This is a genomic window from Bradyrhizobium sp. USDA 4472 (assembly GCF_054058595.1).
Map to the genome: position 1 here is coordinate 5,585,555 of NZ_JBSSAM010000001.1, position 14,191 is coordinate 5,599,745.

11 protein-coding genes are annotated in these 14,191 nt (G+C 62.6%); 5 read left to right on the forward strand and 6 right to left on the reverse strand.

The genetic code is table 11. The annotated features are described in order from the left end of the window. Window positions 1–363: 363 nt before the first annotated feature. The 3 genes from ACVWZ4_RS26110 (at window position 364) to ACVWZ4_RS26120 (ending at window position 3,398) form a co-directional block, all read left to right on the forward strand. Window positions 364–1,302 (forward strand): helix-turn-helix domain-containing protein, encoded by a 939-nt coding sequence (locus ACVWZ4_RS26110; protein ID WP_456741489.1) that lies wholly within the window; start codon window positions 364–366, stop codon window positions 1,300–1,302. A gap of 111 nt (window positions 1,303–1,413) precedes the next feature. Beyond that, window positions 1,414–2,658 (forward strand): acyl-CoA dehydrogenase family protein, encoded by a 1,245-nt coding sequence (locus ACVWZ4_RS26115; RefSeq protein WP_456741490.1) that lies wholly within the window; start codon window positions 1,414–1,416, stop codon window positions 2,656–2,658. A gap of 11 nt (window positions 2,659–2,669) precedes the next feature. Beyond that, a complete protein-coding gene (locus ACVWZ4_RS26120; protein WP_456763671.1) occupies window positions 2,670–3,398 on the forward strand; it encodes an SDR family NAD(P)-dependent oxidoreductase in 729 nt (242 codons plus the stop codon). A 242-nt stretch (window positions 3,399–3,640) separates the two neighbouring features. On the opposite strand, the gene ACVWZ4_RS26125 is transcribed toward ACVWZ4_RS26120, so the two are convergent. The 5 genes from ACVWZ4_RS26125 to mdlC form a co-directional block, all read right to left on the reverse strand. Continuing rightward, window positions 3,641–4,819, reverse strand: a complete 1,179-nt coding sequence (locus ACVWZ4_RS26125; RefSeq protein WP_456742270.1) for a 4-hydroxybenzoate 3-monooxygenase — start codon at window positions 4,817–4,819, stop codon at window positions 3,641–3,643. Window positions 4,820–4,874: 55 nt separating this feature from the next. Further along, on the reverse strand, window positions 4,875–6,305 hold the full coding sequence (locus ACVWZ4_RS26130) for an MFS transporter (RefSeq protein WP_456741491.1): 1,431 nt from the start codon (window positions 6,303–6,305) through the stop codon (window positions 4,875–4,877). A gap of 91 nt (window positions 6,306–6,396) precedes the next feature. Continuing rightward, a complete protein-coding gene (locus tag ACVWZ4_RS26135) occupies window positions 6,397–7,347 on the reverse strand; it encodes a ketopantoate reductase family protein (protein WP_456741492.1) in 951 nt (316 codons plus the stop codon). 94 nt (window positions 7,348–7,441) lie between these two features. After that, the gene (locus tag ACVWZ4_RS26140) at window positions 7,442–8,893 is read right to left on the reverse strand and encodes an aldehyde dehydrogenase (RefSeq protein WP_456741493.1); all 1,452 of its coding nucleotides are present in this window, start codon (window positions 8,891–8,893) and stop codon (window positions 7,442–7,444) included. A 21-nt stretch (window positions 8,894–8,914) separates the two neighbouring features. After that, a complete protein-coding gene (gene mdlC / locus ACVWZ4_RS26145; RefSeq protein WP_456741494.1) occupies window positions 8,915–10,543 on the reverse strand; it encodes a benzoylformate decarboxylase in 1,629 nt (542 codons plus the stop codon). Window positions 10,544–10,640: 97 nt separating this feature from the next. On the opposite strand from mdlC, the gene ACVWZ4_RS26150 reads away from it, so the two are divergent. Beyond that, window positions 10,641–11,558, forward strand: a complete 918-nt coding sequence (locus ACVWZ4_RS26150) for a LysR family transcriptional regulator (protein WP_456705313.1) — start codon at window positions 10,641–10,643, stop codon at window positions 11,556–11,558. 35 nt (window positions 11,559–11,593) lie between these two features. Here ACVWZ4_RS26150 and ACVWZ4_RS26155 read toward each other — a convergent pair whose 3' ends face one another. Further along, complete coding sequence (locus ACVWZ4_RS26155) at window positions 11,594–12,589, reverse strand: AraC-like ligand-binding domain-containing protein (protein ID WP_456763670.1); 996 nt, start codon at window positions 12,587–12,589, stop codon at window positions 11,594–11,596. A 287-nt stretch (window positions 12,590–12,876) separates the two neighbouring features. Between ACVWZ4_RS26155 and ACVWZ4_RS26160 the strand changes: the two genes are divergently transcribed. After that, a complete protein-coding gene (locus ACVWZ4_RS26160) occupies window positions 12,877–14,190 on the forward strand; it encodes an ABC transporter substrate-binding protein (protein WP_456704175.1) in 1,314 nt (437 codons plus the stop codon). Window position 14,191: the final 1 nt, after the last annotated feature.

Sequence of the window (14,191 nt, forward strand, 5' to 3'; positions counted from 1 at the left end):
CAGTACAACGAGGCGCGAATCCTGCGCCCGTGTTAGCGAGTCCTTGTTTGATGAGTGGCTCGAGGTCGGCGTTCGAATCCGTGTGAGCACCGGCGGATTTCGACGCGCAATGCTCGCAAGACGAGGGCGCAGCCCTTCGCCTGTTATCACGCCGATGTTTGGCGTTCAGATGCTCTTCATCAGCGCACGCTTGGGGCGACCCACCCATGAATCCGCGGAATCGAGTACCCGCGGATGCTGGGCTTCGCGCCCTCGATCTCTGCGGTGTGAAGCGCGAACTTGCCATTTGCCCGGAATTTGACCGCACATTGCGCGGGCGATATCCTATGCCGACCGGGACCCTTGCAATTCTATGGGGTGCTCATGGAATGGTCGACCAGGCCGCGACGCGCGGATCAACCCTTTGGAAGCTGGGCGGACGACCTTGCCGCGGCATTTGTTCGCCTTGAGCCGCGCAGGATTGCGGACGAGCCGTTTGAAGGTGCCATTTCCAGAGCTGACGCTGCGCCAATCCAGGTCTCGCTGGTGACCGCGACGCGGCATACGGTACGTCGTCTTGCCTCACATATTTCCGGGAGCACCGACGATCTTTGTTTCTTCAATCTCCAGATCGAAGGGCTGGGGCGAACCACGCAACGGAACCACGAGCAGACCTGTGCGCCCGGCGATCTCGCCATCGCCGATACGACGGAGCCGTTCGAGATCGCCAACTGCCACAACTTCAAGCTCTTTTGCTTTGCCGTCCCGCGAAGGCTGCTGCCGAGTGGGCTGCTCGATCGTCCACGGCTCAACCTGTCTCGGACGGAGATGGGCCGTGCGCTGTCGAAGACCCTTGCCGGCTATGCCGAAATCTGTCTGGCGGACCATCGGCGCTCAATGACCTCGGCCACGGTCGGTGCGCATGTGGTCGATCTGATCGCACACGCGCCCGACGTGCTGCACGATGTGTCCGCCGAGCGCGTGCACATCCCCGTCCTGCTGTCGATGATGATCGAACATATCGAACGTCACAGTGAGGATTCTGAACTGGGCGCGGTGGCGCTTGCCGCGAAGTTCCATTGCTCCGAACGTTACGTGCATCGTCTCTTCGCCATGACGGATCGCTCTGTCAACGAACACGTCAACGACCGGCGGATTGCTGCCTGCACGCGCGTGCTGGTTGACCCCAAGTCCGCTCACAAGACCATAGCCGAAATCGCTTTCGCCGCGGGCTTTCGCGATATCTCGCATTTCAACCGTCTGTTCAAGCGCAGCCACGGTTTGGCTCCGCGCGAGTTTCGGCGCGCGAGCAGTGCACCCTGACTGATCCGGTTCACCCCACGCCAAGAAATCGGGCGCTGCCGGCCAAGATTTCTTCCCGAGCCAGGGATAGCCATGCCTGACGGCTGGCATCCGGGATCAGAGGACATCGCTATGGCGATCGATTTCACGCTCACGACGCAACAGCGGGATCTTCAGCGCGCTTCGCGCAAGTTCGCCAAGGAGGTGCTCAGCGAGGCTTGGCGGGCCGAACTGCTGGCAACTCCGGAAGAACGCTTTCTCGCGACCCGGCCCACCTATGAGGCGATGGTCGCGGCCGGCTATTTGCGCAAATGCATTCCGTCGCCGGCGGGGGGCGAAAATTCAGGCTTGATCGACATGGCGATCCTGGCCGAGGAATTCTACAGCGTGAACGCCAGCGTGACGCTGACGATGCTCGGCACCGTGCTCGGCTTGCTCCCGATTCTGCTCGGCGGCTCGCCGGACCAGTGCCGGCGCCTGCTTGTGCCGTTCCTGAGGACGAATGGCGCGCCGCTCGCCGGTTTCTGCTCCAGCGAGCCCGGCGGTAGCGCCAATTCCGGCTCGCCTCCGCCGGGCGAAGGGGTTCGCACCACCGCGAGACGCGAGGGCGACGATTGGGTGATCAACGGCCGCAAGAAATGGGTGTCCTCAGCCACCGGCTGGAATCGCGAGGGCGCCGACGTCCTGTGTGTCGTGTGCCGAACAGATTCCGCAGCGCCCCCCGGTGAAGCGATCTCGATCATTGCTGTCGAAGGACCGGTGAAAGGCCTTGTCTTCGAATGCGCCATCGACACGATCGGCCATCGCGCGCATCTCGTCCCGCAGTTCGGATTGCAGAATGTTGCAACACCGCATCGTAATCTGTTGGGTAAGGAGGGGGCGGGTCTCGCGCTGACGGCGGCCGCCTTCACGGGGACCGCGGCGCTCGTCGGCATCTTCGGCGTGGCACTGATGCGCGCGGCGTTTGAGTTCGCGCTGCATTTTGCCCGGACCGAAAAGCGCGGCGGCGTTCACCCGATCATCGAGCATCAGGCGGTCGGATATGCGCTGGCCGATGCCAAGACCACGATCGAGGCCGCGCGTTATCTCAGCTGGCGGGCGTGTCACGCGGTCGATACGCAGTCGCCGGGTGCGGATGAACTCGCCATCGAGGCGAAAATCTTCGGCTCGGAAGCGGCGGTGCGCGTGATTACCGATCTTATGCGGGTGGTTGGCGTCGACAGCTACGATCACGATGCGCCGTTCGCTCGTCTGCTCCAGGATGCGCTGGCACTACCAATCTTTGACGGCGGCAATATGGGGGTGAGGCGACGGCAACTCCACATGATGCTTCGGCAAGACAGCTACGATCCACTTGCGGCAAGCGGCGCAGCATGAGGGAGACGGTCATGGGCACAGAACGGAAAGTCGCGATCGTCACCGGGGCATCCCAGGGGATCGGCGCCGGAATTGCAAAGGCCTTTCGGCAGCGAAACTACGCGGTCGTCGCGACCTCCCGATCAATCAAATCAGGCGTTGATGCCGACATGCTGGTCGTGCCGGGCGACGTCGGCGATGCCCAAACGGCGCAGCGGGTCTTCAGCGCGGCGCTCGAGCGTTTCGGCCGGGTCGATACGCTGGTCAACAACGCCGGCATGTTCATGGCAAAGCCGTTCACCGCTTACACGCGGGCCGACTATGCAGCCTACGTCTCGACGAACGTTGAGGGGTTCTTTCACATGACCCAACGTGCGCTAGACATCATGGGTAAGCAGGGGGGCGGCCATGTCGTCACGATCACGACGAGTCTCGTTGATCAGCCGATGAACAGCGTCCCGGCCGCCCTGGCGTCGCTTACCAAAGGCGCCTTGAATGCCGCCACCAGGGCGCTCGCGATCGAGTATGCGAGCACTGGTGTCCGCGTCAACGCCGTCTCGCCCGGCATCATCAAAACGCCGATGCATCCGCCGGAGGCGCATCATGCCTTGGCTGCACTCCACCCCATGGGCCGGATGGGAGACATCTCCGACGTGGTCGATGCGGTGCTGTACCTCGATGGCGCGGGGTTCGTGACAGGCGAGATTCTCCATGTCGATGGAGGGCAGGCCGCTGGCCACCACCGCACAGTGGCGGCCTGAGCGTCGTTATCGTGTTCAGCTCGGATGATCCAGCGATATGGGCGGCGATCGCATCTCCGTTTGGCAGGCACCGTTCTGGCCGGCGAGGAACGGCCTGTTCGAGATGGACGCGCACGCGGTTGAAGGCGGCGCTAACGTGGGCGTTCTCCAGCGTCGGTGTTCCGGTTGTCGGTAGGGGACGGACGCCGGCGAGTGCTAACGACTCGAATTGCCCTCGATTGCTGGTCGTGGCGATCGGAGCGTCACGTCAACGGCATCCCTACGTAGTTTTCGGCGAGAGTTGTCGCGGCCGCTTTGGATGAGGCCACGAGCTCAAGCTCAGCGAGTTGGCGCTTCAGGTCGAATTCGGTCCCCTCATGGAATCGATGGAGCATCGACGTCATCCACCAGGAAAAGTGCTGGGCGCGCCACACGCGCCGAAGCGCGGTGCCCGAATAGCAGTCCAAGAGCGTAGTCGATCGTTGGGCGTAATACGAAGACAGGGCCCGGGCGAGGACGTGCACGTCCGCCGCCGCCAGATTCAAGCCCTTGGCGCCGGTCGGGGGGACGGAGTGCGCCGCGTCGCCCGCAAGGAACAGTCGCCCATGCTGCATCGGTTCACAGACGAAGGAGCGGAGGGGGATGATCCCCTTCTGAAAGATCGGACCTGTCTTGAGCTCGAACCCGTCGCCGCCTACCCGGGCCTGCAGCTCATTCCAGATCCGATCATCGGACCAGTTATCGACGCTGTCGGTGGGGTCGCATTGGAAGTACATGCGCTGCACGTCCGGAGATCTCGTCGAGATCAGCGCGAAGCCTCGTTCGTGGTGAGTGTAGATCAACTCTTCAGACGATGGAGGTGCCTTGGCGAGGATCCCGAACCAGCCGAACGGGTAGACACGGAAATAGTCGCGGCGAACCGAGTGTTCCGGTATTGCGGCGCGACTTGCACCATAACCGCCATCGCATCCGGCGACGAAGTCGCAGGACAGTTCGCGCGTCTCGCCCTGCTTGGTGGTGAATCGGATGACGGGCTGGTCGGAGGTGAGGCCGTCGATGCTGGATGCCTTGGCCTCAAAATGAATCTGGCCGCCGGTACGCAAGCGAAGCGCGATCAGGTCCTTCAGAACTTCGTGCTGCGGGTAGACCGTGATCCTGCGGCCGTTTGCCAGGCTCTGGAGATCGATGCGATGCCCGCGGCCGCCGAAACGCAATTCGAAGCCGCCATGCACGAAGCCTTCGCGTTTCATGCGATCTCCGGCACCGATCTCGGTCATCAGATCTACGGTCGATTGCTCGAGCACGCCGGCCCGGATCGTCTGCTCGATCGCAGCCTGCGAGCGGCTTTCAATGATGATCGATTCGATGCCGCTCAGATGCAGCATATGAGAGAGCATTAGCCCCGCCGGACCAGCTCCAACGATACCTACTTGTGTTCGCATTGAGGGTTCCTCCCGGAATGTTCCTGATGTGTCGGGCGGCTGCAACGACCTCTCGTCATGTTTTGCGCGCGGGGATATGACGACCGACGACAGCGAGCGAGAGGGTGAGGCCGATCATGGCGACGCCCAGCATCAGGAGATACCCGTCCTTTCCGCCGACCGTGATCACCGTTGCGCCGGCAAAGGCACTGAGGATGGCTCCAAGCCGGCCAAAGGCGAGGGCGGAGGCCGTGCCCGTGGCCCGGACTGAGGTCGGGTAGACATACGCGCACACGGCATACATGGTCGACTGCACCGCGTTGGCGAAGAAGCCCTGCACACCGAATCCTGCTATCAGAATGCTTGCCTCCAGCGCGATGTTCACGCGGGTCAGGTAAAGCGCGGTGGCGGCGCCGAGGAGGCCGCACAGCAGGAGCGGCCAGCGGGAGCCGTACCGGGTGATGGCCATGGCGCACGTCAATGCGCCGAGCACGCCTCCGAAGTTGTAGGCCGTCAAACCGGACCCCGCAATCGCGACGTCCAGCCCTTCGGACGTCAGCATCGTCGGCAGCCACGTGAAGGCGCTATAGACGGCAAGCAGGTTGAGAAAGAAGGCGCACCAGAGCGCGATCGTGTCGCGAGCCCGACCCTTTTCGAACAATGCGGGAAAACCCTCGCGTTTTTCGATTCTTTGCTCGCTTAGATCTGTGAACACGATGTCGGCTGTAACCGGTCGCGACATGCGCCCAACGAGCCGGCGCAGCTCGGCCCAACGCGCCGGCCGGCGCGCCAGAAAGCGCGGCGTCTCCGGGAGAATGAAGAGCAGAACGAAGCCCAGGAGCACGGCCAGAGTTCCGCCGAGAAAGAATAGGGCCCTCCAACCGAGGTTCGGCAGGACCACGCCGGCGAAAAGGCCGGCGAGCATGCCTCCAAGCGGGACGCAGACGATGGTCGCCGTAATGGCGAGCGTCCGCCGTCGTGCGGGTGTGAATTCCGCCGCAACGGTGGTGGAGCTCGGCAAGGCTCCGCCAATGCCGAGTCCCGCAACAAAGCGCAACGCGCCGATGTGCCAGAGGTTGGCGGCGAAGCCGATGCAGAAGGTAGCCAGCCCGAATACCATCACGCTGACGATCACGGCGCCGCGTCGTCCGAACCGGTCGGCGAGGAGGCCGGCGAAGGCGCTTCCTATTCCCATTCCGACCAGCCCGGCTGCAAGGGCGGGAGCAAAGTCGCCGCGGGTAACACCCCACTCCTTGATCAGAACTGGCACAGCGAAGCCGATCAGCTGTCCATCGAACCCGTCCATGATGATCGACAGGGCAGCGATGAAGACGACGATTTTCTGCAGGACGGTCCAGGGGCCATCATCGAGGAGCTGCCCGATGTCCAGTGAGGAATGTGCGCTGTCGCCGCTGCTTCTAACCTCACCAGGAATGCGAGTTGGTCCGGAGCCGGTTGCCGCGATGTGCGGAGCAGACAAGGGACCCATGGGGTACGACTCTGTCATGACTTCATTTCCTCCTGTTGTTTTGCGCCGTGTGGTTGAACTGCCAACACGATCTTTCCTGTGCCCGCATCACTGCACAGGACTTTGCTGTTCAGGCATTGCGGGCGATCTTTGCGTCGATGTGCCGGATCAAGGCTAAAACAGTTTCTGTCATCGGCGTTGAGAGGCCGCGTTCCTTTGCGTGTCTCACGACGCCACCGCAGATCGCCTCGATCTCGGTGGGTTTTCCGGCGAGCACGTCTTGCAGCATCGAAGGCTTGTGGTGCGTGTGGTGTTGCATGGCGGACGCCAGGGTCTGTTCGACGTGCGAACGATTGACGGCAAAGCCGCATGCAATAGCGGTGTTGCAGACTTCCGCAGCGATCGCGAACGCCAGGCCCCGCGTGGCGGCGTCAGTGCCGATCTGGCCAACCGTCGAGCGCGTGAGCGCGCAAAGCGTATTGAGAGCGGCGTTGAACGCGACCTTTTCCCAGATGGCGGTTTCGACCTGAGGATCGACGGTGGCGTCCAATCCTCCGCGTGCAAGGAGGTCGGGCAGCAGCTTCAGAATCGGCGTCGCAGGCTCGGCAGTCGTCGCCAGGCGGGCGATCCCCGCACCGTGCGACTCCACGTGACCCGGCGCGACGAGGTCTGCAGGATAGGTCGTGATGCCGATCAGGACGTTCTGGGGGCGAGCGAAGGCGGCCAACGCAAGCTTGTTATCGAGTCCGTTCTGAAGGCTCAGCAAGACCGTCTCCGGGCCGATGCAGGAGCGGACCGCCGCGAGGGCCGCCGTTGTGTGCATCGACTTGGTGAAGACGATGACGAGATCGAACACCGTCGCCACTTCGTGGGGAAATAGAACCGGCACGCGGATGGACCGCTCGCCCGCGTCTGTTTTCAGGACGAGACCGTGCTTTCGGATCGCCTCCACATGCGGGACATTCAGGTCGATCAGGGTGACGTCCGATCCGCCTTCGACAAGACAGCCGCCGAAAAAGGATCCCATCGCGCCGGAGCCGAGAATGGCAATCCCAGGGCGTTGTTGCTGCCGAACTGACATTCTGTGCTCCATCTGGACGAGCTTCCTCGCGCCTCCCCGAGGGAGGCGGCATCATTTCATTGGAGATCGAGATCGGGCTCGGGCTCGCGCCTGATCAGAACGGGTAATGTCGTTCGCTTGTCTGAATGGTCATCCAGCGGGTATCCGTGAACTCGGCGATACCAGACTTGCCGCCAAATCGTCCGTACCCGCTGTCCTTGACCCCTCCGAACGGCATCTGAGCCTCGTCATGCACGGTGGGGCCATTGATGTGGCAGATCCCGGATTGAATGCGCGAGGCGACGCGCATGCCTCTCGCCGCATCCCTGGTGAACACGGCGGACGACAAGCCGTAGGCATTGTCGTTTGCGCAGGCGATCGCCGCGTCTTCGCCCCTGACCCGAACGATCGGCTTGATCGGTCCGAAGGACTCCTCGCTGTAGATTTTCATGTCCGATGTGACGCCATCAATCAGCGTTGCAGGCATCAGCGTGGTTTCAGCTTTCCCGCCGCAAAGCAGTTTCGCACCTTTCGCGAGTGCGTCATCGATGAGGTCGTTGCAGCGCTTGACAGTGGTCATGTCGACGACCGAGCCGAGAACGACGGGGCCCTTTCGCGGATCGCCAAGCGGCAGCTTGGACGCCTTGTCGGCGAGGCGACGAACAAACTCGTCGGCGATAGCCTCGTCAACAATGATCCGTTCGGTCGACATGCAGATCTGTCCCGAATTGGCAAAAGCACCAAATGCCGCCGCGTTCACGGCAGCGTCGATGTCGGCGTCATCAAGAACGACGAGTGGCGCCTTGCCCCCGAGTTCGAGGACCGCCGGCTTGAGATACTTCGCGCAGGCCGCGGCGATGATCTTTCCGACGCGTGTCGATCCCGTGAAATTGACCCGGCGCACGGCGGGATGCGCGATCATCGCTTCGACGACAGGTCCTGCGTCTGACGGAGCGTTGGTGACGTAGTTGACGACGCCCTTGGGAAAACCGGCTTCCTTGAATGCCTCGACGATCAGACCGTGCGTCGCGGGGCACAGCTCGGACCCTTTCAGAACGACGGTATTGCCGCAAGCCAGCGGCAGCGCGATGGCTCGCACGCCGAGGATCACAGGCGCATTCCAGGGCGCCATGCCCAGGACCACCCCGGCGGGCTGCCGCACCGCCATCGCGAAGCTGCCGGGCACATCAGAGGGAATGATCTCGCCGTTGATCTGCGTTGTCATCGCCGCGGCTTCGAGCAACATGCCGGCCGCGAGATGGACGTTGAACCCAGCCCAGATCCCGGAGCCGCCCGTCTCTGCAGCGATGGACGCGGCAAATGCAGGGGCCTTGGCTTCCAGCGCGTGCGCGGCTTTGGTCAGAAGGGCACGGCGCTCCGAGGGACCTGTGGCAGACCACCTCGGGAAGGCTGCTGCGGCCGCTTCGACAGCTGCAACTGCATCGTGCGCTGTGGCTGCCGGTGCTCGCGTTGCAATCTGGCCATCGAGCGGATTGAGGCGCTCGAACGTGGCGTTTCCGGTGGCCGCTCGTTGCTCGCCGCCGATCAACATCGAAATCGTGTTCATGTCTGCTCCCTCGGTTTTGTTCTATGTGTGCAGGTCTCTGTCCTCGACCTCGACTTCGATCAGGGTCGGTCGCTCGGACGAAAATGCCTTGGTCAAAGCGTCGTGGAGGCCCTTGGCGCTCCCGGCATGGACTGCAGAGCAGCCGAGGCCCTTTGCGATCGAGACGAAATCGAGGCCGGGAAGATCGGTGCCCTGGACGTGCTCTTGCGAACTGAAGCCGAACACGGGCGCGAAGTCCTGCAGCGCGGCGTAGCGCCCGTTCTTGAGAATGACGAAGGTGACGGGCAGACGAAGTTGTGCTGCGCTCCAAATGGCCTGGATCGAGTAGAGGCTCGAGCCGTCGCCCATCAGGGCAACCACACGGCGTCCGGGCTTTCCGAGGGCCACGCCGACGGCCGCCGGCATGCCGTAACCGAGGCCGCCGCTGTCCATCGTGTAGAAGGCTTCGCTCTGCGTGATGGGCAAGTGCGCCTGCATCACAGGCCTGGCGCCAGGCGCTTCCTCGACGATGATGCCGTCGGCGGGCTTTGTATCGGCGATGGTCTGCATCACGAATGCGGTTGACAGCGGTGCCGTCGGCTCCACGCGCCGCGCGATGATGCGAGCAGGAGGAGTGGCGCGCGTCGGTGGCCTGGCACGTGCCAGAAGATCCAGGAGGCCGAGCCGCACGCTGCCGATCGCAGCCATTCCCTCCGGCGTCCATGCGGCGGTCTGGGGATCGTCGGTCAACTGGACGAGCTCGGCTCCATCAGGCAGATGCGGACCGAACCCCTCGACATGATACGAGAATGCCGGCGCGCCGATCGCGAAGACGAGATCGTGTCCCTGCAGCAGCTGAACGATCTTCTCGCGGATTGCTGGCAGGAACCCGGCAAACAATCGATGGTTCTCGGGGAAGCCGCAGCGGCCGCACATCGGCGCCGTGAAGACTCGCGCATTGTGCGCTTCGGCGAGCTGCCGGACTTCGTCGAAGGCTCCGTCGCGATCAACGGCCGCTCCGACGACGAAGGCCGGCCGCTTCGAACGATCGAGCGCGCTTCCGATCTGGTCGAGAATGGCTGGATCGGGGCGGACCTGCTGGCTGACCGTGCGTGTCGGCAGATACTCGGCGGGCCGATCCCAATCGTCCACGGGCACCGAGACAAGAACGGGCCCGCACGGCTGCGTCATCGCGATGTAGTAGGCACGCGCGATGGCATGGGGCACGTCCTCGGCGCGTGCCGGTTCGATGCTCCACTTCACATAGGGCTTCGGAAGCTCGGTAGCTTCTCTGGACGCGAGAAACGGATCGAAAGGGAGGATGGAACGTGCCTGCTGGCCGGCCGTGATGACGAGGGGCGTCCGGTTCTTGAACGCGGTGAAGATGTTTCCCATCGCGTTGCCGACGCCGGCCGCCGAATGCAGGTTGACGAAGGCGGCGTTGCGCGTTGCCTGCGCAAAGCCGTCGGCCATGCCGACGACCACGGCCTCCTGAAGTCCGAGCACGTAGCGAAAATCGTCGGGGAAGTGCCGGAATAACGGCAATTCCGTCGATCCCGGGTTGGCGAAGACAGACGTCATGTTGAGACGACGCAGCAGGTCGACGACGGCATCGCGCACCGTCGGCGCAGTCACGCGTCGTTGCTCGAACGTATCCGTCCCAGTGGCCATGTCCGTTCCCATCCCGTTTTTGTCTTCGGCCGGAGACTAGGGGAGGGAGGTCGTTGCAGAGAATTGAATAAATCAGGAAAAGCCATTACACTTGGTTATGGCCTTGAGCATCGAACAGCTGACGACCTTCACCACGATCGTCAAGGCGGGGAGCCTTGGCCGGGCGGCTGCCTTGTTGAACATGACGCAGCCCGCGCTGAGCCGGGCAATCAAACGGCTGGAGCAGCAAATCGGCGCGGAGCTCTTCGAGCGCCACTCCAAGGGCATGCAACTGACCGACATCGGAAAAGCCTTCTTGCCGCACGCGACTTCGCTGCATGTCGAGGCCACGCAGGCCTTGGAGGAAATTCAGGCGCTGCGCGGCGCAGCGAAGGGGACCGTCCGGGTCGGGGCGGTGGCGAGCATCGCGAGTTCGATCCTGCCGCCCGCGATCGAGCGTACCTTGACCAAATGGCCCGGTCTTCATTTCGAAGTCTTTGAAGGCGTCTGGGACTTATTGGCAGCGAGTTTGTCGAAGCACGAGATCGATCTCGCCTTGGGCGCGGAAGCGCCCGACACGGACGAAATCGTTGCGATCCGAGATTGCTGCTGGGAGGACACGAGCCACGTGATCGTTTCGTCCGGGCACCCTCTGAGGCGTCGTCGAAAGTTGACGCTCGCCGATACGCTTCACGAGAAATGGACGATCCCGCCGCCCGGCACCGGTCCGCATCAGCACGTCGAGCGTGTGTTCGCCGAACAAGGCCTCGGCATGCCCGACGTGATCGTCAGAACCCGCTCGATCACGGTGCTGAAGAGTCTCGTTGTCGATTCCGGCTTTCTGAGTTGGATGGCTGAGCCGATGTTCGAGCCGGAGCGGCGTGCCGGTCTCATTGCTCCCCTTTCGATCACCGGGGTCGATGGCAGGCGAAGGCTGGTGGCGTTTCGCCGCCGGCGAGGTCTCCTGGCCGTTCCGGCGGTGAAACTGCTGGACGAGTTGAGGCGGCTGACGTCGGCGGGAAGCCGCAAACGCTGATCGGAAGTCCCGCCATGATGGCCGGACCGTGTACTCTAGGAATGCATTGCCTTCCCATTTCGATAATCGCGCGGCGCCACGCCGAACTTGATCCGGAAGGCCTTGCTGAAATGGCTGAGATCGTTGAACCCGTTGTCCATTGCGATCTGTGACACGCCGCGCGCGCGCAAAGCAGGATCCTTCAGCTGTTCGGCGCAACGATCCAGCCGCCTCGACCATATGTAGCGCGACAACGAGGTCCCCTCGGCTTCGAGCAACTGGTTGATGTAGCGAGGCGACAGCTTGAGGTGGGCTGCGATCGTCGCCGGTGTCAGGTCGGGATCGTGAACGTTGCGCTCGACCGTATCCTTGACCCTCATCAGCGCCAGGCTCCGGTACTCCGTCAATGATGGGGGGAGCGCTTCGGCCAATTCCGCCAGCATGGCAAGGAGAAGATCCTTGAAGTTCTGCGATATCTTGAGACCTGCAGCGGGGCTGGTCAGATTTGGCGCGCGGTCGACGAGATGGGAGAGATAGCCGAAGACCATCGGCGCCAGTTCTCCGCGTTCGCTGAAGTTGCACGCGGCAAGGCGATGCAAGTGCGGAATTCGTCCAAGGCACTGCTCGCGTGGCAGGCGAACGGAGGCGACCTCGAAAGCTTCGTTTGATTGAAGCTTATAGGGTCTCGTAGCGTCACACAGTGCCCCATCACCGACCTTGAGGTGCGCCAAGCGCCCATCCTGCTCCGCGACCAACGAGCCCGACAGGACGAAGTTGAAGACCAGCATCGAGTGGTCTGCGCGGGAGATGCCTTCAGTGCTTCGCTGAGCCACATGGGGAGAAGCCTTGATGCGGCACAGGTCGAGACCATTGATGGGTGTGGAGTGGAAGCTCGCATCGAACTGAGCTTCGCCGATCAGCCGGTAGTCCAGGTCGACGAGATTGCGGCTCACAACGTCGTGCCAATAGTCGAAGCGCTCTCGCGGCGGAAGGCTCGCCGTCGAGGCGAAGCACGGCTGCATCGAAGCAGCTTTTGCGGCTTCCAGAAGCATCTCTTGATTCCCCTCGATCCGTTAAGATGGGGTTCTTGGGTGCCCCTTCGGCGGTCCATCACAGACAGGATCATCCGCCGGTGTGAAGTTTATTGCTCAATTTCGGGGCCGATCAAGCATGAAATATGCCAATTTCCCGGGTTGGCCCGGATTGCTTTCCGTTGGCACGGGCACCTCGTCCAGCCGTCTCAGACAAGTTTCTGTTCCGTCCGAACCAAGCCGCCTTCGACAGATCTGACCAATGTGGACCGTCAATTCGGTCAGCATCTTTGCATCGGAGAGCATTCATGGTTTCGAAGAATAACCCCAGTCTTGTCCCCGAGACCGGTATTGCCGACCCCGCGCGACGCGACTTTCTCAAGGCCGCCGCGGCGTTGACGGCGGGGGCGACGCTCGGCTCGACCGGTCGCGCGTGGGCTGCCGCGGACAAGAAAATTCGCGTCGGTTACATCAGTCCGAAGACCGGGCCGTTCGCGCCGTTTGCCGAGGCGGACGATTTCATTCTCGATCAGGTCAGAAAATCGCTCGCCGGCGGATTGACGGTGGGAGGGTCGAAATATGAGGTCGAGATCATCGCGCGCGACGATCAGAGTAGTCCGGATCGTCAGTCCAACCTCGCCGCCGAGCTGATCAACAAGGAGAATATCGACCTGATGCTTGCGCAGGTCTCGATCGGCCCGGCCGTATCGCAACAATGTGAGCTCAACGGCGTCCCCTGCATTTCGACCATGGGCCCGTGGCAGGCGTGGATGTTCCCGATGAAGGGCGATCCGGCCAAGGGCTTCAAGAACGTGTTTCATTTCTTCTGGGGGATCGAGGACATCGCCGCCGTCTATCTCGACATCTGGAAGGATGCGGGCACGAACAAGGTGGTCGGCTCCGTCTTTTCGAACGACGTTCCCGGCAATGCCATGGGCGATGCGAAGCTAGGCATGCCGGGCGCCTTCGCCAAGGCCGGCTACAAGATCATCGACGTCGGGCGCTTCCCGGTCGGAGCGGACGACTTCTCGACCCACATCCAGGCCTTCAAGAAGGAAGGCGTCGAGATCGTCACCGGCCTTTTCAATCCGCCCGAATGGGCGACCTTCCTGAATCAATCCGCTCAGATGGGATTCAAGCCGAAGGTTTGCACCATCGCCAAGGCCTTGCTCTTCCCAGGCGGTGTGGCGGCTCTCGGGCCGCGCGCGGAGGGCATGTCCACCGAGATCTGGTGGTTGCCGAGCTACCCGTTCCGCTCCAGCCTGACCGGGCAAACTGCCGCCGAGCTTGCCGCCTCCTACCGGGAAACCACGAAGCGGGAGTGGACGCAACCGATCGGCGTCGCGCACGCCTTGTTCGAGGCCGGCGTTCAAGCCTTGAAGGCAAGCGGCGATCCGAAATCCCCGGGCAAGGTCGTCGAGAGCCTGCGCAAGCTCAAGACCGATACGGTCATCGGAAATCTCGACTTCGGCGCGAGCGGAATCGCCAACGTCTCGAAGATCCGGGTCGTCGGCGGGCAATGGCATGTCGAGGAAGGCGGAAAGCCGCACCTGTTCATCACGAGCAACAGCACGGCGCCCGAAATCAAGATTGAGCGCAAGCTCGAGCTGCTGAAGAGCTGAC

Coding starts and splice junctions, on each gene's coding strand:
- ACVWZ4_RS26110 (WP_456741489.1), top strand. CDS start 364: ATGGAATGGTCGACCAGGCCGCGACGCGCGGATCAACCCTTTGGAAGC.
- ACVWZ4_RS26115 (WP_456741490.1), top strand. CDS start 1,414: ATGGCGATCGATTTCACGCTCACGACGCAACAGCGGGATCTTCAGCGC.
- ACVWZ4_RS26120 (WP_456763671.1), top strand. CDS start 2,670: ATGGGCACAGAACGGAAAGTCGCGATCGTCACCGGGGCATCCCAGGGG.
- ACVWZ4_RS26125 (WP_456742270.1), bottom strand. CDS start 4,819: ATGCGAACACAAGTAGGTATCGTTGGAGCTGGTCCGGCGGGGCTAATG.
- ACVWZ4_RS26130 (WP_456741491.1), bottom strand. CDS start 6,305: ATGACAGAGTCGTACCCCATGGGTCCCTTGTCTGCTCCGCACATCGCG.
- ACVWZ4_RS26135 (WP_456741492.1), bottom strand. CDS start 7,347: ATGTCAGTTCGGCAGCAACAACGCCCTGGGATTGCCATTCTCGGCTCC.
- ACVWZ4_RS26140 (WP_456741493.1), bottom strand. CDS start 8,893: ATGAACACGATTTCGATGTTGATCGGCGGCGAGCAACGAGCGGCCACC.
- mdlC (WP_456741494.1), bottom strand. CDS start 10,543: ATGGCCACTGGGACGGATACGTTCGAGCAACGACGCGTGACTGCGCCG.
- ACVWZ4_RS26150 (WP_456705313.1), top strand. CDS start 10,641: ATGGCCTTGAGCATCGAACAGCTGACGACCTTCACCACGATCGTCAAG.
- ACVWZ4_RS26155 (WP_456763670.1), bottom strand. CDS start 12,589: ATGCTTCTGGAAGCCGCAAAAGCTGCTTCGATGCAGCCGTGCTTCGCC.
- ACVWZ4_RS26160 (WP_456704175.1), top strand. CDS start 12,877: ATGGTTTCGAAGAATAACCCCAGTCTTGTCCCCGAGACCGGTATTGCC.